Here is a 21,639-nt window from a genome sequence, read left to right on the forward strand (position 1 = left end):
CCGCCGTCCTTCGCGTATGCGGAACCCATGATCGACAGGCCATCAGGGAGTAACGGAGCGGCTGCAAGCATCATGGCGCATGACATTACAGCAACGAGACTCTTGTTTTTAAAAAGCATGATTGCTTCCGTAGGAGGTTGATATCGCGTGACGTATGACGCGATATCCCTCGGACAGTTCAAGTGCCACGACAGACGGCTGGAGCGCCCTCAGTCAACGGGAAGACGACCTTCCCCACGTTAATCAAACGCACCGTCGAGAATCTCATAGACAAGCCCGGTGGCCAGCGCAACCAGGATCAGGTCCGTACCGACTTGCTGCCATTCGTAGCCATCGTAGTGGGGCAGCCTGCCGACCAGCCGGCCATCCAGTTTTTTGGCGATGCCGGGTGGAAGCGGCTTGCCTCGGGCAAGGTTCTTTTGAATGCCCGGTGGCAAATCAGGCCCGGGGCTCCAGTAGCCCGTGTTCACGCCAATGATCTGGAGCACGCTGCTGCGGTTGATGCTAGGGCCATTGCTCCAGTCCCCTCCGCCGGAATTCTTGTTCTTGTTGCCATGACTGCCCTGGTTGCCATGGTTGACCTTCCCGCCACCTTGGCCGTTACCGGGATCAGCCAGCGCCGTCGCCGAGCCGCTGATCAGGGTCAAACAGGTGATTGCTGCAATCAAAGATCGAGACCTGAACATGAGTCGCTCCTTCGTGGTGGGAAATGTTCCCTGAAATTTAGACGCTATTGACGTAGTTGGTTCCATCGAGTCACAGAGCCATGAACCGTCTGCGCTCATCCCCTCGAAGCCAGGTTTCGCGTCCAGGCATTCGCTGCAACCTTCTTCGATGTGCATCCACGCTTGATACGTCGCAGATACTTCAATGCGTGGCGCTGTTTCCCGATTGTTACCTCAGCGCCACAGTTGTCACTTCTGCGCCGCCGAACTGGCCAATAGAGTATGGCCGTCGGTGTGGAACAGGGTCGTCGACTTGTCGGCCCGCGTTGGCACCGATCCCCCCATCACGGAAGAGGTGAATCATGAGTTTCGTCAAAGTGGAAAAAAACCAGAGCAGCGCCCCGTCGGATGCCGACATGAAAAAAGCCATGGTCGAGTCGGGCGGCAAGCCGGGCGAGGTCACCGGGACCAATGCGGCCCGCACCCTGACCTACACCGGCGTGGTCAATCACACGGTGTACGAGAACAAGCTGATCGAGATCGCTAAGGGCAAACGCACCAGCTGGAACTTCGTCTGGGCCGATGCCCGGGCCGCCTGAGGTCAAGGCGGGGCGGCCGATCGGCTGCCCCGCTGACCCGGCCCCTGATACACCCCCGATACCCGCTTGTAACACCAAGACACTTAGCCGCCCTGCCCCTCGCCCCTAGAGTGAAGCCGTCAATGGACAGCAGCGCCAAGCGCCAGCAGCCCATTGTTTGCCCAACACACCACCAAGGAAGAAGGAAACCATGAGCAAATCAATCGCTGTCAGCCAACAGAGCCAGCAGCTTCACAATGATGTGCAAGAAGCCGTCAAGTCGATCATGGGTGCAACGCAACTGAAAGCGGCGGATTACGGCCGGGTACTGAGGTCGGCCCTGGCGGCTTCGCAAAAAACCGTCACCATCGAAATCGCCGCCGGCGACCTGGCGCTGCTCAAGAAGTCCGGCTACAAGCTGTGCTTTGCCAAGAAGGTGGGTGACGCCGACTACAACGTGGTCTGGCAGTCCTATGATGCTTACCTGAGCAACAACGAGTTCAGTTGGACGCCTCAATATCAGCTGTTTGCGTCCAACCTGTTCAAGGCAAATGTGCAGGTCAAAGTCTCGACCAACATCGTCAATATCGGCCTGGGGCAAACATCGACACTCGATGAGCACGGTCTGCTGAGTTCGGCGGTTACCGGGGGACCGAACATTTCCATAACCTTTGTAAATGACTACGACCCCATCCATCCGGGTATCAACCAGTTATCTACCGGCATTGATGGCAATCAGGTCAGCACCCCCATTTACGTTGCGGTGGATCAGGTGGTCACCGGTGAAACCGTGCTGACGCCGGTGGAAACCATCCTCGTGTGGTTCGAACAGAACGTACAGACCAGCACCATGTTCAGTACCTCACGCTCCAAGGCGATCGAAATCGACTTGACGTTCGATAACACCGCAGGTCGCCTTTACGAAGGCGGTCAGTGGAAAACCGTGTAACCGTCATGCCGGGGCAACCTTGCGGTTGCCCTTTCACTCCTCTTTGCCCGTCGTGGCGAAGTAGCCCGTCAGCGAGCGACAGATCGACTGCGCGAGGTCCTCCTGGGTGGCGATGCCATGGGGTCGATCACGATCGAACTGCGCCGACCAGCGAATCCGCCCCTGCGCCACATCCACCAGGCGCAATGACGCTCGCACCCGCGAAGGCTCGACCCGCACGCTGCCCTCCAGGCAATAGCTGTAACGCCCGCCACGCTTGAAGTCCGGTACCGGCTCGCTGTTGCGTGCCACCCGCATCAACACATGATTGGTCCCGGTCTGCGCCTGCTCGAACGACTCGAACAGTCGGCAGCTCAACTCCTCGCACAAGCCCCGGGTAAAGTCATCGCCATCGCGGGTGAGGCAGGTAAACGGCTGGATCTGGACCACGGGATGGCGAGTGCCGACGCCCTTGGGCCGCAGCCGCTGATAGGTCAAGCGATAACACCCGGGTGGAATGCTGAAGCGCACCGGGTCCTGCTGGCCGTTGCCGGCGTAATGCGCTGCAAGTTTGCGCCGCAAGCGCCCCACCTGCACTCGCACCACCGGATCGTCGCCCGTGCAATACACTGCCGGGTCACGACGAAACACCGCGATGCCAATGGCGTGTTCGGTCAGCGGCGTATTGCAAGCCTGAAGGTCGTGCTCGACCAGAAAGCGCAACAGACTGCCCATGCGCCTGGATTTGGCAAACAACGGGCTGACCAGCAACAGCGCCAGCACCCGCTCGATTTCTTCCCGATCGAGCGGCTCGGGTCTCCCCGCCGCAGTCGAATCGGCCATGCTTTTGATCACCATCGCCTGCCTCCGTGCAGGTTGCCGACAGGAATGGATGTCGCACTCCGTGATTACCCTTGCAGCGTGAGCAGGAATGGAACTCGGGCACTGCAACGACCAAGCGTAGCAGCCGTGTTGATATCGGCAGGCAATTGCGATGGTAGCAACCCGCCATCCGACGAACGTTCAATCTTGACGTCTGGAAAATTTGTAGGACTTGTCCCTTTGTGGCGAGGGAGCTCGCTCCCGCTGGGCTGCGAAGCGGCCCTGATCCTTTGCAACTCATTTCCTCAGACCCATCGCAGTGCCCGGTTTTACGGCGGCAGAGCCGCCGAACGGGAGCAAGCTCCCTCGCCACAGGGGTCATTTGGCGTCCTACAGGCCGGTTGCAGCGCTGGAGATCGACACCTAATGTGCGCCCGTCGCTGACTTGAATTGGCGACAGGGTTTCGCAGCCCTGTAGATACGTGTAGTAACCTTGCAGTCCATCAAGCCGATGACGGTCGCATCTGCGCCCGCATGTCGCTTTATGGTGGCTGTGTGTGGGAGATCTTCGGGTCTGCCGGGTTCCTCGTATCCTCGGTCTGCGAACCCGCACATAGCTACCACCCCATTCGAATCGCAGCGACCGGGAGTAGTTCTTCTTACAGATACGAGGAAGTTTTACTTATGACGACTAACAGTCCGCATCCCCGCTTCACCCCCATGAAACAAATCGCCACCAGCTACCCCGTCCTCCTCATCGACAGCGACGCCCCGCTGCGCGAGCTCCACAACTGCGCCGCCGAACGCCTCAACGCCGTCCTGCAATACCTCAACCTCATGGCCTGCACCAGCCTCCCCGACTACGCCGAAAACGACATCAACACCGTGACCAACATTTCGCGGATTCTGCTTCAGGATGTGCGGGATGTGTTTGGGGTGATCGAGCAGCGGGGGTTTGAGGGGCCGAAGAAGCAGTGACATTGTTCAAGCAAAAAAAAACCCGCATTTCTGCGGGTTTTCAATGGCCACCGTTCAGTTGGCTACAGCAGCCATCAGCAGACTGAAACGCGCAAAAACCGTTTTTGAGTAACGTCTAAAAAGCTCATCTACCCCGGCCGATTCATTTAGACTCGCCGTTGGCTCATGGGGCCGGGCCATGCCCGATAACGGATATCCAAGACAGCGGTTCATGAAAACAATAATTAGTTATTTGCGAAATAGTTACTGGAAAAGATGGATCCGCAAACACAAATGCAAAGTGGCGGGCGGTTTATTGTCGCTGCACAAAAGATCGACAGTGACCCTAGAAGAAGGCGTGACGCTTGGGCATGTGGTCATAGAGTCAAAAAAGCTGGAGATCGGTGCGCATACCTATATCCGCAGTGACTGCGTCCTTTCCGCGGTCTCATCCATTGGCAGGTTTTGCTCCATCGGCAGCAGCTGTTTTATCGGCCAACAAAAGAGCTCGCATCCGTTGGGCTGGCTCAGTTCACATCCCTTTCAATATACCGACACTGCGCTGGTTTACGACCCGGAGGTTGCGGACATCACGATTGGGCATGACGTCTGGATCGGCCATAGCGCGATGATCCTGGAAGGCGTGACTATAGGCACCGGCGCTGTCATCGCAACCCGCGCCCTGGTTGCCCATGACGTGCCACCGTACGCCATTGTTGCCGGCACCCCGGCAAAAATTGTCAAGTATCGGCATACACCCGAGTTGATTGAGGCGCTGATCAACAGCAAGTGGTGGGATGTTGATGTCGAGGTACTCAAGACATTACCGCTCAATGATCCGCAAGCCACTTTATCTCTGTTGGCCACCCTGCAGAAAGAAACGCGTGCCGACTACCAACAGATCGAAATAACCCGCAAAGGGTGCAGTATTTCGTCTTGAACATTGGAAATGACCAACACTGCACATTCAAGATGCCCGGCCAAACCAGATTCAAATGATAAAAAAACCCGCATCAGATGCGGGTTTTAACGGCTGGATCCTGATGATCCCTGCCCGCAAAGCGGTTATCAGAAGTTCGCCGGTGTGTTGGCGCTGATGATTTCCGCCTCATCTGCCCCGATATTGCGAAACCGGTGCGGCAAGGTCGTCGGGAAGTAATAGCCGTCCCCGGCGTTGAGCACACTCACCTGGCCATCCACGGTCAACTCCACGGTACCCCGGGTCACCAACCCACACTCCTCGCCTTCGGAATGCACGATCGGCTCTTCGCCGGAGCTTGCGCCCGGTGCGTATTGCTCGCGCAGCAAGCGCATCTGCCGGCTTGGCACGGACGCGCCGATCAGCAGCAGGCGCAGGCCATGGCGGCCGAGGTCGGGCTGTTCGTTGGCGCGGAAGACGTACTGGTGTTCGCGCGGCGGCTGATCGAAGGTGAAGAAGTCGGCCAGGGACATGGGGATGCCCTCCAGCAATTTCTTCAGGGAGCTGACGGAAGGACTGACCCGATTCTGTTCGATCAGGGAGATGGTTGCATTGGTGACGCCGCTACGCCGGGCCAGCTCGCGCTGGGACAGTTTGTAGCTTTCGCGTACTAATTTGAGTCGTGAGCCCGTGTCCATGACAGCCTTATGTGCCAACCCGTAGGAGCGAGCTTGCTCGCGATTGCGATCTGACCTTCAACATTGATGTCGACTCAACCAACGCTTTCGCGAGCAGGCTCGCTCCTACAGGGATAATGGAGGGGTGGAGTGCAGGCGCGGATCACGCCGTTTTCCGGTCCCGGAAACGTGAAAGGCGGCTATTAAATCACGTTTGTTGGTAATGCTCAGCAGGTTCGATAAACGGCTGGAAAAATAGCCATTTGCCACGAAGTTGTACAACCTGTGGGAGCGGGCTTGCTCGCGAAAGCGGTGTGTCAGGCGCCATCAGTTTTGGCTGATATGGCCTCTTCGCGAGCAAGCCCGCTCCCACAGGGGATTTGGTGTTTCTGGTATTAAAAAGCCGGCGGCACCCTTTGGGGAGATGCCGCCGGCGAGGTAAAGCTTAGATGCCGAAACGGTCACGCAGCGAGTAGTACACCGCGCCGAGGGCGGTCAACGGCGCCGAGAAGGTACGCCCGCCGATCATCGGCATGTGCGGCAGCGAGGCAAACGCATCGAAGCGCTCGGCGTCGCCACGGATCATTTCCGAGATCAGTTTGCCGGCCAGGTGCGAACAGGTGACGCCGTGGCCACTGTAGCCCTGCATGTAGTAGGCGTTTTTCTCGATACGGCCGAATTGCGGCATGCGCGACATGGTCAGCAGGAAATTGCCGGTCCAGCGGTAGTCGATCTTCACGTCCTTCAATTGCGGGAAGGTCTTGAGGATCTTCGGGCGGATCAGTTGTTCGATGTCGTCCGGCTCGCGCGCACCGTAGACCACGCCGCCGCCGTACAGCAGGCGGTTGTCGGCGGTCAGGCGGTAGTAGTCGAGCAGGTAGTTGCAGTCTTCCACGCAGTAGTTGTTGGTGATCAGGCTTCGGGCCTGCTTTTCAGACAACGGCTCGGTGACGACGATCTGCGAACCGCACGGCATGCTCTTGCTGGTCACGCGGTTGTCCAGGCCCTGCGGCAGGTAGGCGTTACCGGCGATCAGCAGGTACTTGGCCTTCACCACGCCTTTGGCGGTGCGCACGGTGATGGGCTCGCCATAGGTGATTTCCACCGCCGCCGATTGCTCGTAGATCTTGCCGCCCAGGCCGATGATGGCCGAGGCTTCGCCGAGGGCCAGGTTCAGCGGGTGAATGTGGCCGCCCTGCATGTCCAGCAGGCCGCCGACATAGGCATCGGAACCGATTTCGCGCTTGATGTCGGCCGCGTCGAGCATTTTCAGGTTCTTGTTGCCGTAACGTTCCCAGCTCTTCTTCTGTTCGGCCAGGCCCTTGAGTTGCTTTTTGTTCATCGCCGCGAAGATGCCGCCGGGGCGGTAGTCGCACTGGATGTCGTAGTGCTGTATGCGCTGACGGATGATGTCGGCGCCTTCGAAGATCATGCTGCCGAGGACTTCGGCAGTCTTGTCGCCGTAGCGCTCTTCGATGACATCGACGTCGCGGCTATAGGAGTTGACCAGTTGGCCGCCGTTGCGACCGCTGGCGCCGAAGCCGACTTTGGCCGCTTCGAGCACGGTCACGCTGTAGCCCGCTTCGGCGAGGAACAGAGCCGAGGACAGGCCGGTGTAGCCGGCGCCGATCACGCAGACGTCGCAGTCCACCGCCCCTTCCAGCACTGGGAAATCACCGGTGAAGTTGCGGGTGGCGGCGTAGTAGCTGTTTACATGTGCTTGTTTCATACAGTTCTCCGATGGCCGCCGACAGAGCCGGCGACCGTCGCTTTATTGTTATCAGAGCTTGATCCAGGTCGCCTTGAGTTCGGTGTACTTGTCGAACGCGTGCAGCGATTTGTCCCGACCGTTACCCGACTGCTTGAACCCGCCGAACGGCGCGGTCATGTCGCCGCCGTCGTACTGGTTGACCCAGACGCTGCCGGCACGCAGGCCACGGGCGAAGGTGTGGGCCTTGCTCAGGTTGCTGGTCCATACACCGGCGGCCAGGCCGAAGATGCTGTCGTTGGCAATCGCCAGGGCTTCATCGAAGGTGTCGAAGGTGATGACCGACAGCACCGGGCCGAAGATTTCTTCCCGGGCGATGGTCATGGCGTTGGTCACGCCGTCGAAAATCGTCGGTTCCACGTACAGGCCACCGGTGTCTTCGAGGGTGCGGCTGCCGCCGGCGATCAGTTCGGCACCCTGCTCTTTGCCGATGCCGATGTAGCGCAGTACGTTGTCCAGTTGACGCTGGTCGACGACCGCGCCGACGGTGGTCGCAGGGTCGAGGGCGTGGCCCGGTTTCCAGGCCTGCAGGGCTTCGACCAGCAATGGCATGAACTGCTCGCGAATCGAACGTTCCACCAGCAAGCGAGAACCGGCAGTGCAGACTTCACCCTGGTTGAAGGCGATGCCACTGGCCGCCGCCTGTGCTGCCGCGCGCAGATCCGGCGCGTCGGCGAACACCACGTTCGGGCTCTTGCCCCCGGCTTCGGCCCATACGCGTTTCATGTTGCTCTGCCCGGCGTAAACCATCAGCTGCTTGGCAATCGCCGTGGAGCCGGTGAAGGCCAGCACGTCGACGTCCATGTGCAACGCCAGTGCCTTGCCGACGGTGTGGCCGTAGCCCGGCAGGACGTTGAACACACCTTTCGGGATGCCGGCATCCAGCGCCAACTGGGCGATGCGGATCGCGGTCAGCGGGGACTTTTCCGAAGGCTTGAGGATGAACGAGTTGCCCATCGCCAGGGCCGGGGCGAATTTCCAGCTGGCCATGATCAACGGGAAGTTCCACGGCACGATGGCCGCGACCACGCCGGCCGCTTCGCGGGTCACCAGGCCCAGTTGATCCTGGGGCGTGGCGGCGACTTCGTCGTAGATCTTGTCGATGGCTTCGGCGGTCCAGCGGATCGCGTTGGCGGTCGCCGGAATGTCGATGCTCATGGAGTCGCTGATCGGCTTGCCCATGTCGAGGGTTTCGAGCAGGGCCAGTTCTTCCTGGTTCGCCAGGATCAGGTCGGCGAAACGGATCAGGATGCGCTTGCGCTCGGCCGGGGCCAGGTTGGCCCACACGCCGGATTCGAAAGTGCGGCGCGCCACGGCGACCGCTGCATTGGCATCGGCTTCGTCGGTGCTGGCGACGTTCGCCAGGAAACGACCGTCCACGGGGCTGATGCATTCGAACGTCGCGCCGCTGGCGGCTGCGCAGTATTGGCCGTCAATGAATGCGCGACCTTCGATGGTTAGGGACTGGAAGCGCTGCTCCCAATCGCTGCGAGTGTTTGTCATGGTTGTGACTCGACGCAGGGGAATAGGTGGTCGCCGGATTGAACGCCAACCAATTACGACCTTGGAAATACGATCCCCTGTGGGAGCGGGCTTGCTCGCGAAGGCGATGTGTCAGTCGACATCAGTGTTGACTGTGCCGCCCTCTTCGCGAGCAAGCCCGCTCCCACAGTTGATCGGTGTGATCCGTCTTAAACGGTATGCAAGTACCAGTTGTACTCAAGGTCCGAGATGGAGTTCTCGAACTCGGCCAGCTCGCTTTCCTTGCACGCCACGAACACGTCGATGTACATCGGGTCGATGTAGCGCGCCATGACTTCGCTGTCGTCCAGCTCGCGCAGTGCGTCGCGCAGGTTGTTCGGCAGGCTCTGCTCGTTCTGCTCGTAGCTGTTGCCTTCCACCGGGGCGCCCGGTTCGATCTGGTTGGTCAGACCGTGGTGAACACCGGCCAATACCGATGCCATCAGCAGGTACGGGTTGGCGTCGGCACCGGCCACGCGATGCTCGATGCGCACGGCGTCCTTGGAGCCGGTCGGTACACGCACGGCCACGGTGCGGTTATCGATGCCCCAGCTCGGCGAGTTCGGTACATAGAACTGTGCGCCGAAACGACGGTACGAGTTGACGTTCGGGCAAAGGAACGCCATCTGCGCCGGCAGGGTCTCGAGCACACCGCCGATCGCGTGTCGCAGCGCGGCGTTCTGCTCGGGATCCTCGCTGGCAAAGATGTTGTTGCCTTCTTTGTCGAGAATCGAAATGTGCACGTGCAGACCGTTACCCGCCTGGCCCGGATACGGCTTGGCCATGAAGGTGGTGTCCATCTCGTGGTCGTAGGCGATGTTCTTCACCAGACGCTTGAGCAGGACCGCGTAGTCGCAGGCCTTGATCGGGTCAGCCACGTGATGCAGGTTGACTTCGAATTGCGCCGGGGCGCTTTCCTTGACGATGGCGTCAGCCGGGATGCCCTGCTCTTTCGCGCCTTCGAGGATGTCTTGCAGGCAATCGACGTATTCGTCGAGGTCGTCGATCAGGTACACCTGGGTCGACATCGGACGCTTGCCGGACACCGGCGAACGTGGCGATTGCGGACGACCGTTCACGTTGTCCTGGTCGATCAGGTAGAACTCCAGTTCGAACGCGGCGCAGATGGTCAGGCCCATGTCGTCGAACTTGCGCACGATATTGGCCAGCACTTCACGCGGGTCGGCGAAGAATGGCTCGCCTTCGATTTCGTGCATGGTCATCAACAGTTGCGCGGTCGGGCGCTTCTGCCATGGCTCGATGCTGAGGGTGCCGGGGATCGGGTAGCAGATCCGGTCGGCATCGCCGATGTCCAGACCCAGGCCGGTGCTTTCCACCGTGGAACCATTGATGTCCAGAGCAAACAGAGAGGCCGGCAGGTTGATGCCTTTCTCGTAAACCTTATGAAGACTGGTGCGCTCGATGCGCTTGCCGCGCACCACACCGTTCATATCCGCAATCAGAAGGTCGACGTACAAAACCTCAGGATGTTTCTTAAGGAATGCGTTTGCTTCGTTGAGTTGAACGGCACGCAGAGGGACCGACATGATGCACCTATTTTTTTACTGTTAATTATTATGTTCACCGCCCTTTCACGAGCCCAGTCAATCCGAAAGGCAAAGTGAAGTCAATAGCGAACACCTGGCCTTTCAACGTTTATTTTCGGGCCTCACAGGGGGACGAGAGTGCCAGATACGCCCTCAAACACGCGTAAACCCTGAAGATCGGACGTGCGGCGTTTAGAATTTTTTACATGAGAGTTGTTAATTAAAATCAACAAGGCTAAGCTCCGGAAAAGCTCGTTCAAGTGTGAAACTTCGAGGTGATAAAAATGGCACTCAAGCCATTGATCGGCGTTACTGCGTGCGTCAAACAGATTGGCCTGCACCCCTACCACATCAGCGGTGACAAGTACTTGCGTGCTGTCAGCGTTGCGGCGCTGGGGCTGCCTGTCGTTATTCCTTCCTTAGGCGACCTGACCGAAATCGATGACCTGCTGCCGCAGCTCGACGGTCTGTTGCTGACCGGCTCGCCGTCGAACGTGGAACCCTTCCACTATCAAGGCCCCGACAGCGCCCCCGGCACGGATCATGATCCGGCGCGGGATGCCACCACCCTTCCCCTGATCCGCGCCGCTATTGCAGCGGGCGTGCCGGTACTCGGCATCTGCCGTGGTTTCCAGGAAATGAACGTGGCGTTCGGTGGCAGCCTGCATCAAAAGGTCCATGAACTGCCTGGCTTGCTCGACCATCGCGAGGCCGACCATCCGGACCTGGCCGTGCAATACGCACCCGCCCATGAGGTGAATGTGCAGCCCGGCGGTGTGTTCGAAGCGCTGGAGCTGCCTGCGGTGTTCCAGGTGAACTCGATTCACAGCCAGGGCATCGACCGCCTCGCGCCCGGCCTGCGCGCCGAAGCCGTCGCGCCTGATGGCCTGATCGAAGCGATCTCCGTCGAGCACAGCAAGGCCTTTGCCCTCGGTGTGCAATGGCACCCGGAATGGCAAGTGCTGAACAACCCTCCTTATTTGAGTATTTTCCGGGCGTTCGGCGAAGCCTGCCGGCAACGGGCGGCATTGCGTCACTCGAGCTGACGACCTGATATCCACATTCAACGATTGACTGCCCAACGCGAGCGGGCAGGCGCTTGTGCGTGCCTCGCTCGCGAAAACAACACACTGCAATAACAACAAGTACGACCAGGCAGCCAGGATGGCGGCGCCGAATAAACCCGGCCGCAGTGCAATGCCGGTCAACCTGATGCAACCCCATGTGGGAGCGGGCTTGCTCGCGAAGGCGGCGACACAATCAACACAGCTGTCGCCTGACACACCGCTTTCGCGAGCAAGCCCGCTCCCACAGGGTCCTGCGTTGGACTGACAGACATCATCTGATAAGGGTTTGCAATCCACTATTAAGCCGGGCCGTGTTGGCCGGGCGACTGAAACCTGTTGGGAGTTTCACATGGCAAACGCCTCCAGCATCTACAGGAAGGCTCTTGAGGGTCACCAGGCACCGAAAAAGGTGTTGGTGAAAATCGATCGCGTCACCAAGAAGTTCGACGAAACCATCGCTGTGGACGATGTGTCCCTGGAGATCCACCAGGGTGAAATCTTCGCCCTGCTCGGTGGTTCCGGTTCCGGCAAATCGACCCTGCTGCGCATGCTCGCCGGTTTCGAGCGCCCGACCGAAGGCCGGATTCTGCTCGACGGTGTCGACATCACCGACATGCCGCCGTACGAACGACCGATCAACATGATGTTCCAGTCCTACGCGCTGTTCCCGCACATGACGGTAGCGCAGAACATCGCCTTCGGCCTCAAGCAGGACCGTTTGCCAGCGGCCGAAATCGACGCCCGGGTGCAGGAGATGCTACGCCTGGTGCACATGACCCAGTACGCCAAGCGCAAGCCGCACCAACTGTCCGGCGGCCAGCGTCAGCGCGTGGCCCTGGCCCGTTCCCTGGCCAAGCGTCCGAAGCTGCTGCTGCTCGACGAACCGATGGGCGCACTGGATAAAAAGCTGCGTTCGCAGATGCAATTGGAACTGGTGGAGATCATCGAGCGCGTGGGCGTGACCTGCGTGATGGTGACCCACGACCAGGAAGAGGCCATGACCATGGCCCAGCGTATCGCGATCATGCACCTGGGCTGGATCGCCCAGATCGGCAGCCCGGTGGACATTTATGAAGCACCGGTCAGCCGCATGGTCTGCGAATTCATCGGCAACGTGAACGCCTTCGACGGCACCGTGGTCGAGGACCTGGAAGGTCACGCGATCATCCACAGTCCGGACCTGGAGCAGAAGATCTACGTCGGTCACGGCGTCAGCACTTCGGTGCAGGACAAGTCGATCACCTACGCGATCCGCCCGGAAAAACTGCTGGTCAGCACCGTCAAGCCGGATAACCGCTACAACTGGTCCGCTGGCAAAGTGCATGACATCGCCTACCTGGGCGGGCACTCGGTGTTCTACGTCGAACTGCCTGGGGGCAAGATCGTCCAGTCGTTCATGGCCAACGCCGAACGCCGTGGTGCGCGTCCGACCTGGGACGATCAGGTCTACGTGTGGTGGGAAGACGACAGCGGCGTGGTACTGCGCGCATGAAAACCTTCAATCAGCAATTCCTGAGGTGGGTCCCCAGCGGGCGCAAGTTCGTCATCGGGATTCCGTTCATCTGGCTGTTCCTGTTCTTCATGTTGCCATTCTTCCTGGTGATGAAGATCAGCTTCTCGGAAGCAGCCCTGGCCATTCCGCCCTACTCGGAGATCTACACCTTCGCCGAGCAGAAATTCCAGCTGTTGCTCAACATCGGCAACTACACCCTGCTGGGCGAGGATGAGCTGTACCTGTCTGCCTACCTGGGCTCGTTGAAGGTGGCGTTTTTCAGCACCGTGATGTGCCTGGTGATCGGTTTCCCGATGGCCTACGCCATCACCAAGGCCAGCAAGGAAGCGCAGAACGTGCTGATGCTGCTGATCATGATGCCGACCTGGACCGCGATCCTGATCCGCGTTTATGCGTGGATGGGCATCCTCAGCAACAACGGCCTGCTCAACGGGTTCCTGATGTGGACCGGGCTGACGTCGCACCCGATCGAGATCCTCAACACCAACACCGCCGTCTACATCGGCGTGGTGTATGCATACCTGCCGTTCATGGTGCTGCCGCTGTACGCCAACCTGGTCAAACATGACCAGAGCCTGCTGGAGGCCGCATCGGACCTGGGTTCGAGCACCTTCAACAGCTTCTGGAAAATCACCGTGCCTTTGGCCAAGAACGGCATCATCGCCGGTTGCATGCTGGTGTTCATTCCGGTGGTCGGTGAGTTCGTGATTCCGGAACTGCTGGGCGGCCCGGAAACCCTGATGATCGGCCGTGTGTTGTGGCAAGAGTTCTTCAACAACCGCGACTGGCCAGTGGCGTCCGCCCTGGCGGTGGTAATGCTGTTGATCCTGATTGTGCCGATTCTGCTGTTCAACCGCAGCCAGGCCAAAGAGATGGAGGCACGGGGATGAAACGCTTCGGATTTTCAAAGTTCATGCTGATTTTCGGCCTGTCGTTTATCTACCTGCCGATGCTGATTCTGGTGATCTACTCGTTCAACGCCTCAAAGCTGGTGACGGTGTGGGGTGGCTGGTCGATCAAGTGGTACGCCGGTTTGCTCGACAACAGCCAGTTGATGGGTTCGGTGCTGCGCTCGCTGGAAATCGCCTGCTACACCGCGATTGCGGCAGTCGCACTAGGGACGCTGGCCGCGTTCGTCCTGACCCGCGTCACACGCTTCAAGGGCCGCACGCTGTTCGGTGGCCTGGTCACCGCGCCGCTGGTGATGCCTGAAGTGATCACCGGCCTGTCGCTGTTGCTGCTGTTCGTGGCCATGGCGCAGTTGATCGGCTGGCCGATGGAGCGTGGCATCGTCACGATCTGGATCGCCCACACCACGTTTTGTGCCGCCTATGTGGCGGTGGTAGTCTCCGCCCGCCTTCGCGAACTGGACCTGTCCATCGAAGAAGCGGCCATGGACCTGGGTGCGAAGCCGTTCAAGGTGTTTTTCCTGATCACCATTCCGATGATCGCGCCGTCACTGGCGGCCGGCGGCATGATGTCGTTCGCCCTGTCGCTGGATGACCTGGTGCTGGCGAGTTTCGTGTCCGGCCCGGGTTCCACGACCCTGCCGATGGAGGTGTTCTCGGCGGTGCGTCTGGGCGTCAAGCCCGAGATCAACGCCGTGGCCAGCCTGATCCTGTTGGCAGTGTCGATCGTGACCTTCATGGTCTGGTACTTCAGCCGCCGTGCCGAAGAAAGCCGCAAGCGCGCGATCCAGGAAGCCATGGACCAGACCGCCAGCGAATCCTGGCAGCAACCTGAAAAGAAAATGCTAGAAGCCACCGCCTAAGACGCTGTGGTTTGCTCTTTGTGGCGAGGGGGCTTGCCCCCGTTCGGCTGCGCAGCAACCGTAAAACCAGTGCGTTCGGTGTAACTGAAACACCGCGGAATCCGGTTTTGGGGCCGCTGCGCGACCCAACGGGGGCAAGCCCCCTCGCCACAGGTGTTGTGTTCACTGTTTTGTGTTTTTGAATAAAAAAATGGAGTTGTACCGATGAAAATGTTTGGCAGGACTCTGCTGACACTGTCCTTATTGGGCGCAATCGCCACCGGCGCCCAGGCCAATGACAAGGTTCTGCGCGTCTATAACTGGTCGGATTACATAGGCCCGGATACCGTCAAGAAGTTCGAGGAAGAGACTGGCATCCAGGTGACCTACGATGTCTTCGACAGCAACGAAACCCTTGAGGCACGCCTGCTGGCGGGCAAATCCGGCTACGACATCGTCGTGCCGTCCAACAGCTTCCTGGCCAAGCAGGTCAAGGCCGGTGTCTATCAGGAACTGGACAAGTCGAAGCTGTCGAACTGGAAAAACCTCAACCCGGTGCTGCTGAAAAACGCCTCCGCGAGCGATCCCGACAACGCCCACGCCATCCCGTACATGTGGGGCTCGATCGGCATCGGCTTCAACCCGCAGAAGGTCAAGGAAGTGCTCGGCGCCAACGCCCCGACCAACTCCTGGGACCTGCTGTTCAAACCGGAAAACGCCGAGAAGCTAAAAGCCTGCGGCATCAGTTTCCTCGATTCGCCGACTGAAATGATCCCGACCGCCCTGCACTACCTGGGCTACCCGGTGAACGATCAGGACAAACAGCACATCGCCGAAGCCGAGGCGCTGTTCATGAAGATTCGCCCGAACGTGGCGTACTTCCATTCGTCGAAATACATCTCGGACCTGGCCAACGGCAACATCTGCGTGGCCGTCGGTTACTCCGGCGACGTGCTGCAGGCCAAGGCCCGCGCCCAGGAAGCCGGGGACAAGGTGAAGATCGACTACAGCATCCCGAAAGAAGGCGCCGCCAGTTTCTACGACATGCTCGCCATCCCGCGCGATGCCGCCAACGTCGAGAACGCGTACCTGTTCATGAACTTCCTGATGCGCCCCGACGTGATTGCCGACATCACCAACAACATCGGCTACAGCAACGCGAACGCTGCGGCCACGCCACTGGTCGATGAAGCGATCCGCAACGATCCGGGCTCCTACCCGCCGGAAGCGGTGATGGCCACGCTCTATGCCGTGCCGGACCAGCCGATTGCCGTCCAGCGGATCATGACCCGTGGCTGGACCAAGGTGAAGTTGGGCCAGTAATCCAGAACCCCACCTACCTAATGTGGGAGCGGGCTTGCTCGCGAAGGCGTCAGGTCAGTCGACATCTCTCTTGAATGTGCCGGCCTCTTCGCGAGCAAGCCCGCTCCCACAGTTGATCGGAGGGGTTCAACATTTTCCGTTCACGCAGCGCCTTACCACCGCTGCCTCTCCTGCAAGTAGAACGGCCTCACCTGGCTCCCTCGGTTCAGGTGAATTTTGGCGCCCTCGGGCGCCTTTTTTATTGGGGATCGATCAAAGGCCATTCGGCCAGCGCCCGATAGCGGCCCTTGTGGGATTCGAACAGGGTGAACCGGTCGGCACGCAGGAGGAATTCCGGCGCCGTTGCGGACTCCGGCACCGGTGCCCGATACTGCCGTGCCAGGGTCAGATGCGGACGGTATTCCCTTGGCGCTTCCTCCAGCCCGAACGGCAACATCGCCTGTTCCAGGGCGTACACCAGGCGTAACAATGCCGGGGGCGCCTGCTCCGGTGCGAGCACCAGCGCCCCTGCCCTGCGCCACACGTCCAGCCGATCCAGCACCACCGTCAAACGCTCGCCCGGTGTACGGATCGCCGCCGCAGCGGTACAGATATCGGCAATCTGCGCCGCGCCCACCGCCCCCAAAAACTTCAGCGTCAGGTGAAAGTTTTCCGCCGGCACCGGCCGTCCGTTGCGCAGTTGCAGCGCACTGCGCCACTGCGCTATCTCCCGGCGCTGGGCCGGGGCGCAGTTCAGCGCAAAGAACAGACGCTTGAACGGCTCGCGGGATTCGTCGTTCATGCCGGACACCTCGTGGGAAGACTGCCTGAGTGTACCCAACACTCGCGTACCGACCAGCGCATTTCTGGCATCGTGGGGCAAGCGCGTTATAGTTTTAGCATCCCGAAAAACCGGAGGGGGCCATGCGACAGATCATCAGCAAGGAACCATGGTGGGCCAGACCGCCCGAGCCCGGCCAGGATGAACTCAAGCTGGAATGGGGCTGGCTGGTGCACTACAGCGAAGGCGAGCCGCGCTTCGAGTTCATCCGCGAGCGGCCGACGGACGACGAGATCCGCCATCGAAAGAGTTGCAGGATCACCCCGACGCCGGAGTGATCCCGCGTGCGGCGTCAGGCCTGGAAGAGCAATTCGAACCCGCCGTACACCATGCGCTGGCCATCGAAGGGCATCGGATTGACGTCCGGTTTCATGCGCGGGTCCTGCATCATCTTGTCCATTCCGGCATTGCGCCTGGCCTTGTCCGGCCAGACGATCCAGCCAAAGGCAACGGTTTCGCCTTCCTTGAGCTTCACCGACATTGGAAACGAGGTGACCTTGCCTTCCGGGACATCCTCGCCCCAGCATTCGACCACGCTCAAGGCACCGTTTTCCTTGAAAATCGAGGCGGCGATTTCGGCGTGTTTGATGTATTGCTCACGGTTGGCGGTAGGTACGGCAGCAATAAAACCATCGACATATGACATGAGTATCTCTCCTTGGGTCATGGGGTGTTCTGCTGGGTAGTCGATTGCGCTGGCGTCCAATCGACAGCGCCGGTACTCAAACCGACCGGTGGTTCAGTACTCACCGCCAGGCTGCCTTCGATCTGCCCCGCCATGTAAAGCGTGCCAGCCATGACGCCGGTGGTCGGGTTCTGCACCAGTTTGAGCCAGGCCTTGTCGAAGGTATTGCCCAGGCTGCTGCGGATCAGCGCCTCGCTGTCGGGCCGGTCATTGGCCTGAATCAGTGCGCGAATGCCCGCCACCCCTATCGTGATCAAGCCACCGGCGAGTCTCCCGGCTGCCGCGGCCACGGCGCTGGCGGCCCCGCGCGGGGCCATCTCGGCTTCCATCCGCCGGCTGGCGCGCCTGGCCACCGGCGCCATCGCGGTGTCGGTCGAGCCCACCCCCTTGTCGCCACCGGCCTTGTGGATTTTGTCGACCAGCGCGGCGAAGGCCGGCAAGGTGTTCAGCGATTCGGTGTGCACGATCTGGTACAACGAAGCGTCCCGCGCCGGCGGCGGCCCGAGGGCGATGGCCGGGATTTTCTGGATGCGCCCGTTGAGCTGGGCCATCGGCACGCCGTGGCGGGTGGAGATTTTCTGCAGCTCTTCCTTGAGGATGTCGACGTAGAACGCCGCTGCCAGACCGAGAATCGCATCGGGATCGACTTCCAATGCCGCCGGGGCCAGGACCTTCTCCTGATAGGCTTCGAGCAGGTACGCCGCCAGGCGTTTTTCCGATGCGTCCTGCTCACCCCTGGCGCTGAGGGTGTACCAGCTGACCTTCACCGACAGCCATTCCTGGGTCCAGTAGCTGCTGAACCACGGAATGAAATTCTGTTCGGTCAACTCATAGACCCGTGTACGCCAGTACTCCATGGCGCCGCGGGCATAGATTCTGGTCTGCTCGGTGGCTGACTGCGACGCAGCGACGATCTCCCGGTCCACTTGCTGCCAGGTGCTGGCGGGAACGATGACTGGCGCCACTTCCACCGGCGCACGCGGCGGTGTGGCGCACCCCGCCAACACCACCAGCACGGCGACGATCAGCGAACGCAGGCTCAAGATTGCGACTTCCCGCAGTGTGCACCGGACGAAATGCCCGATACTCGAAACCATCGGTTTAAGTATAGGTGGCTGTGCCCTTGAGGCCGCCTTCGCGAGCAAGCCCGCTCCCACCTTGGTTGGCGGTGAACCTGTGGGAGCGGGCTTGCTCGCGAAGGGGTCCGCATCAACAACACAAAAACCACCATCACTGGCGTCGATATTCACCATCGCCGCGATTGCCTTCCGCTTGAACGCCGTCAGCGTAGGATCAATTCCAAGCCAACACGAAACCCCGAATCGGAGGGGAACCTCATGCTGATCCATCTGCTGACCTGCCTGGCCCTGACGGCGTTCACATTGAGTGTGTTTGCCTGGTACGTCCTGAGCGAGGAACAAACATCATGATTCACACTGTCACCCTCGCCGTACGTTTTCCGGTGTTCGGCAACAATTTCTACGCGCAGGAATTCGAGTCACGTAAAGAGTTGACTCTTCTGTTCGACGAGAAGTTCGAGGCGTTGCTGATCCCGGCAGCCGATCATCACTTCAGCAACGAAGTGGTCGGGCTCAATGATCAGTTCCGTTTTTTGAATGATGTGCTGGTCGAGCATCTGCTGGATGTCGAACTGGCAAAAAGCTCGGCCCGTTCGTTCGGGTTCTGACAGCGACCGCCGGTCGCCCGGGCACGGACGGCAACCGCTCACAACGTTCGCTGGCTATTGCCGATCCCCTTGGCAATATCAATCCCCCAATCCATCGCCGCTTCCATGTCCAGCATGTGCGGCCGCGGGTCGTGGTTCTCATCGATGGCCGAGCCGTCCGGCCGATAGACACCGATGAACATACCCAACGAACCGTCCTTCAATATCTCTGCCTTGACTTTGATGTTGCATCCGTTCGATAGCGTTTCCTTGTGCTCCATATGGCGCTCGGTCATGACTGCATTGCTCCCCTGACTGAATTCAAACCCTACTGGCCATGCTAGCTCAGCCCTCCGGAATGCGCCGATTGGCAGGACCGGAGGCCGGCCCTGACAGCGGCGCAATGCCACCTATACTCAAGGCCACCTCCCCCCTGGGGATCTGCACGTCCAACAATAAAAAGCAGAGGTGGAACATGGTCTGGCAGCAAGTCTACGATCCGTTCGGTAACCCGGTGCTTTCAACGCTCATGGCGGCTGTGCCGGTGGTGGTGATGCTGGCGTCCCTCGCGTTTTTTCATATCAAGGCGCACCTGGCGGCGTTGCTCGCCCTGGCCTCGGCCTTGCTGATCTCGATCTTCGCCTTCGGCATGCCGGCGAACATGGCCGGTTCCGCGGCGCTGTTCGGTGCGGCCAACGGCCTGCTGCCGATTGGCTGGATCGTGTTGAACATCATCTTCCTGCATCGCCTGACCACCGAGAACGGTTCGTTCAAGGTGCTGCAAGACTCCCTGGCGCGCATCACCGATGACCGGCGCCTGCAATTGCTGCTGATCGCCTTCTGCTTCGGGGCGTTTTTCGAGGGCGCGGCCGGTTTCGGTACGCCGGTGGCGGTGACCGGGGCGATTCTGATCGGGCTGGGGTTTTCGCCGCTCGCCGCTTCAGGGCTGGCACTGATCGCCAACACCGCCCCCGTGGCGTTCGGCGCCCTCGGCACACCGATCATCACCCTGGCCAAGGTCACCGGACTGGATGAAATGGAGCTGTCGATGATGGTCGGCCGACAGTTGCCGTTCTTCTCGGTGCTGGTGCCGTTCTGGTTGATCTGGGCCTTTGCCGGCTGGCGCAAGATGGTGGAAATCTGGCCGGCGATCCTGGTGGCCGGGGTCAGTTTTGCCGTGCCGCAGTTCCTGGTGTCCAACTATCACGGGCCGATGCTCGTGGACGTGATCGCCGCACTGATTTCCATGGCCTGCCTGACCGGTTTCCTCAAAGTGTGGAAACCGGCCACCGTGCATACCTCCGCCGCCCTGTCCGGCCGGGTCGACAACTCGAAGATCGACGCCGAGCACGACGAAAAGCCTGTACCCACTGCAACCTTTGCCAATGAAGCAAAACCGGCAGTGATGCGGGCGTGGATGCCGTGGCTCATCCTCACGGTCTTCGTGTTCATCTGGGGCACCCAGGGCTTCAAGAACACCTTCGACACCCGCCCCGCCATCGACCCGCAAACCAGTGCCGCCAAGCTCGATCCTCAGGGCAAGCCGATGCGCGAGGCGAACCCGCTGTTTGCGCCGGTCGTGACCTTCACCACCCTGCACTTGCAGGTCGAGAAAGTCCCGCCCGTGGTGGCCGCGCCGAAAACCGAAGAAGCGGTGTACAAGTTCACCTGGTTCACCGCCACCGGCAGCGGCATTCTGCTGGCGGCGATTGTCGGCGGTTTGCTGATGGGGTACTCGATCCCGCAACTGATTCACCAGTACCTGCGCACTTTGTGGGTGGTGCGTTATTCGCTGATCACCATTGCGGCGATGCTCGCGCTGGGCTTCCTCACGCGCTACTCGGGCCTGGATGCGACCATGGGCCTGGCTTTCGCCGCGACGGGCATTTTCTACCCGATGTTCGGCACCCTGCTCGGCTGGCTCGGCGTGGCGTTGACAGGTTCGGACACCGCGTCAAACGTGCTGTTCGGTGGCCTGCAACGGGTGACATCCGAGCAGTTGGGCATCAGCCCGGTGTTGATGGCTGCCGCCAACAGTTCCGGGGGGGTCATGGGCAAGATGGTCGACGCCCAGTCGATCGTGGTCGCCTCCACCGCCACCCGCTGGTACGGCCATGAAGGGGAAATCCTGCGCTACGTATTCTTCCACTCGATTGTGCTGGCGATCCTGGTCGGTGGCCTGGTGACGCTGCAGGCCTACGTCGCGCCGTTCAGCCATATGGTGGTGGGCGGGCATTGAGTCGAATACAAGCGTAATTCTGCTTGAGCCTGATCCCAGTGGGAAACCTGATCCCTGTGGGAGCGAGCTTGCTCGCGATGGCGGAGTGTCATTCAACATAGATGTCGAATGGTCTGCCGCTATCGCGAGCAAGCTCGCTCCCACATCTATGGATGGTGGTACGTCGAGCAGACAACGATCCCATGGACAGCTGA

General features: G+C 60.1%; 22 protein-coding genes. 12 read left to right on the plus strand and 10 right to left on the minus strand.

Annotated elements, in window-relative coordinates:
• Window positions 1-239: 239 nt before the first annotated feature.
• A complete protein-coding gene (locus tag KGB20_RS10585; RefSeq protein ID WP_090456156.1) occupies window positions 240-686 on the minus strand; it encodes an anti-virulence regulator CigR family protein in 447 nt (148 codons plus the stop codon).
• Window positions 687-1,027: 341 nt separating this feature from the next.
• Between KGB20_RS10585 and KGB20_RS10590 the strand changes: the two genes are divergently transcribed.
• Together KGB20_RS10590 and KGB20_RS10595 are read left to right on the plus strand one after the other, a co-directional pair.
• Window positions 1,028-1,264, plus strand: coding sequence for a hypothetical protein (locus tag KGB20_RS10590; protein WP_090456158.1), 237 nt, complete (start codon window positions 1,028-1,030; stop codon window positions 1,262-1,264).
• A 190-nt stretch (window positions 1,265-1,454) separates the two neighbouring features.
• Complete coding sequence (locus KGB20_RS10595) at window positions 1,455-2,192, plus strand: hypothetical protein (RefSeq protein WP_150814404.1); 738 nt, start codon at window positions 1,455-1,457, stop codon at window positions 2,190-2,192.
• A 33-nt stretch (window positions 2,193-2,225) separates the two neighbouring features.
• Here the strand turns inward: KGB20_RS10595 and KGB20_RS10600 are convergent, their stop codons facing one another.
• A complete protein-coding gene (locus KGB20_RS10600; protein WP_154861980.1) occupies window positions 2,226-3,029 on the minus strand; it encodes a hypothetical protein in 804 nt (267 codons plus the stop codon).
• Window positions 3,030-3,677: 648 nt separating this feature from the next.
• Between KGB20_RS10600 and KGB20_RS10605 the strand changes: the two genes are divergently transcribed.
• Together KGB20_RS10605 and KGB20_RS10610 are read left to right on the plus strand one after the other, a co-directional pair.
• Window positions 3,678-3,971, plus strand: a complete 294-nt coding sequence (locus KGB20_RS10605) for a fructose-bisphosphate aldolase (RefSeq protein ID WP_150814401.1) — start codon at window positions 3,678-3,680, stop codon at window positions 3,969-3,971.
• A gap of 211 nt (window positions 3,972-4,182) precedes the next feature.
• Window positions 4,183-4,890 carry a CatB-related O-acetyltransferase gene (locus tag KGB20_RS10610; RefSeq protein ID WP_159390417.1) on the plus strand — a complete coding sequence of 236 codons (708 nt, stop codon included), beginning with the start codon at window positions 4,183-4,185 and terminating at the stop codon, window positions 4,888-4,890.
• Between the two features lie 128 nt (window positions 4,891-5,018).
• Here KGB20_RS10610 and KGB20_RS10615 read toward each other — a convergent pair whose 3' ends face one another.
• The 4 genes from KGB20_RS10615 to KGB20_RS10630 form a co-directional block, all read right to left on the minus strand.
• A complete protein-coding gene (locus tag KGB20_RS10615; protein WP_007975263.1) occupies window positions 5,019-5,567 on the minus strand; it encodes a cupin domain-containing protein in 549 nt (182 codons plus the stop codon).
• Window positions 5,568-5,991: 424 nt separating this feature from the next.
• Window positions 5,992-7,275 (minus strand): NAD(P)/FAD-dependent oxidoreductase, encoded by a 1,284-nt coding sequence (locus KGB20_RS10620; RefSeq protein WP_159390186.1) that lies wholly within the window; start codon window positions 7,273-7,275, stop codon window positions 5,992-5,994.
• Between the two features lie 51 nt (window positions 7,276-7,326).
• On the minus strand, window positions 7,327-8,817 hold the full coding sequence (locus tag KGB20_RS10625) for an aldehyde dehydrogenase (RefSeq protein ID WP_159390187.1): 1,491 nt from the start codon (window positions 8,815-8,817) through the stop codon (window positions 7,327-7,329).
• Window positions 8,818-9,005: 188 nt separating this feature from the next.
• Window positions 9,006-10,382: a glutamine synthetase family protein gene (locus tag KGB20_RS10630; RefSeq protein WP_090456168.1), complete on the minus strand. Its 1,377-nt coding sequence runs from the start codon at window positions 10,380-10,382 to the stop codon at window positions 9,006-9,008.
• Between the two features lie 284 nt (window positions 10,383-10,666).
• On the opposite strand from KGB20_RS10630, the gene KGB20_RS10635 reads away from it, so the two are divergent.
• From KGB20_RS10635 to KGB20_RS10660, 5 genes are all read left to right on the plus strand, one after another.
• Complete coding sequence (locus KGB20_RS10635; protein WP_159390188.1) at window positions 10,667-11,428, plus strand: gamma-glutamyl-gamma-aminobutyrate hydrolase family protein; 762 nt, start codon at window positions 10,667-10,669, stop codon at window positions 11,426-11,428.
• 370 nt (window positions 11,429-11,798) lie between these two features.
• Window positions 11,799-12,941, plus strand: coding sequence for a polyamine ABC transporter ATP-binding protein (potA, locus tag KGB20_RS10645; protein WP_102672777.1), 1,143 nt, complete (start codon window positions 11,799-11,801; stop codon window positions 12,939-12,941).
• Window positions 12,938-13,852, plus strand: a complete 915-nt coding sequence (locus KGB20_RS10650) for an ABC transporter permease subunit (protein ID WP_090456173.1) — start codon at window positions 12,938-12,940, stop codon at window positions 13,850-13,852. Before potA ends, KGB20_RS10650 begins: the two co-directional genes overlap by 4 nt.
• The gene (locus tag KGB20_RS10655) at window positions 13,849-14,733 is read left to right on the plus strand and encodes an ABC transporter permease subunit (protein WP_154908602.1); all 885 of its coding nucleotides are present in this window, start codon (window positions 13,849-13,851) and stop codon (window positions 14,731-14,733) included. Before KGB20_RS10650 ends, KGB20_RS10655 begins: the two co-directional genes overlap by 4 nt.
• Window positions 14,734-14,937: 204 nt before the next feature.
• Complete coding sequence (locus KGB20_RS10660) at window positions 14,938-16,035, plus strand: polyamine ABC transporter substrate-binding protein (RefSeq protein WP_159390189.1); 1,098 nt, start codon at window positions 14,938-14,940, stop codon at window positions 16,033-16,035.
• 238 nt (window positions 16,036-16,273) lie between these two features.
• Here KGB20_RS10660 and thpR read toward each other — a convergent pair whose 3' ends face one another.
• Window positions 16,274-16,816 (minus strand): RNA 2',3'-cyclic phosphodiesterase, encoded by a 543-nt coding sequence (gene thpR, locus KGB20_RS10670; RefSeq protein ID WP_150814394.1) that lies wholly within the window; start codon window positions 16,814-16,816, stop codon window positions 16,274-16,276.
• A gap of 122 nt (window positions 16,817-16,938) precedes the next feature.
• On the opposite strand from thpR, the gene KGB20_RS10675 reads away from it, so the two are divergent.
• Window positions 16,939-17,133 carry a hypothetical protein gene (locus KGB20_RS10675; protein WP_150814393.1) on the plus strand — a complete coding sequence of 65 codons (195 nt, stop codon included), beginning with the start codon at window positions 16,939-16,941 and terminating at the stop codon, window positions 17,131-17,133.
• A gap of 14 nt (window positions 17,134-17,147) precedes the next feature.
• On the opposite strand, the gene KGB20_RS10680 is transcribed toward KGB20_RS10675, so the two are convergent.
• Window positions 17,148-17,501, minus strand: coding sequence for a DUF1428 domain-containing protein (locus KGB20_RS10680; RefSeq protein WP_102671872.1), 354 nt, complete (start codon window positions 17,499-17,501; stop codon window positions 17,148-17,150).
• Window positions 17,502-17,518: 17 nt separating this feature from the next.
• Window positions 17,519-18,583: a hypothetical protein gene (locus KGB20_RS10685; RefSeq protein ID WP_154947727.1), complete on the minus strand. Its 1,065-nt coding sequence runs from the start codon at window positions 18,581-18,583 to the stop codon at window positions 17,519-17,521.
• A gap of 383 nt (window positions 18,584-18,966) precedes the next feature.
• Here KGB20_RS10685 and KGB20_RS10690 point away from each other — a divergent pair, with 383 nt between their 5' ends.
• Window positions 18,967-19,227: a hypothetical protein gene (locus KGB20_RS10690; RefSeq protein ID WP_150814588.1), complete on the plus strand. Its 261-nt coding sequence runs from the start codon at window positions 18,967-18,969 to the stop codon at window positions 19,225-19,227.
• Between the two features lie 38 nt (window positions 19,228-19,265).
• Here the strand turns inward: KGB20_RS10690 and KGB20_RS10695 are convergent, their stop codons facing one another.
• The gene (locus tag KGB20_RS10695; RefSeq protein WP_090456183.1) at window positions 19,266-19,502 is read right to left on the minus strand and encodes a hypothetical protein; all 237 of its coding nucleotides are present in this window, start codon (window positions 19,500-19,502) and stop codon (window positions 19,266-19,268) included.
• A gap of 179 nt (window positions 19,503-19,681) precedes the next feature.
• On the opposite strand from KGB20_RS10695, the gene KGB20_RS10700 reads away from it, so the two are divergent.
• Window positions 19,682-21,445, plus strand: a complete 1,764-nt coding sequence (locus KGB20_RS10700) for an L-lactate permease (protein WP_150814589.1) — start codon at window positions 19,682-19,684, stop codon at window positions 21,443-21,445.
• Window positions 21,446-21,639: the final 194 nt, after the last annotated feature.

The sequence above is a fragment of the Pseudomonas sp. BF-R-30 genome, from assembly GCF_019956175.1.
Classification (GTDB): Bacteria; Pseudomonadota; Gammaproteobacteria; order Pseudomonadales; family Pseudomonadaceae; genus Aquipseudomonas; species Aquipseudomonas jessenii.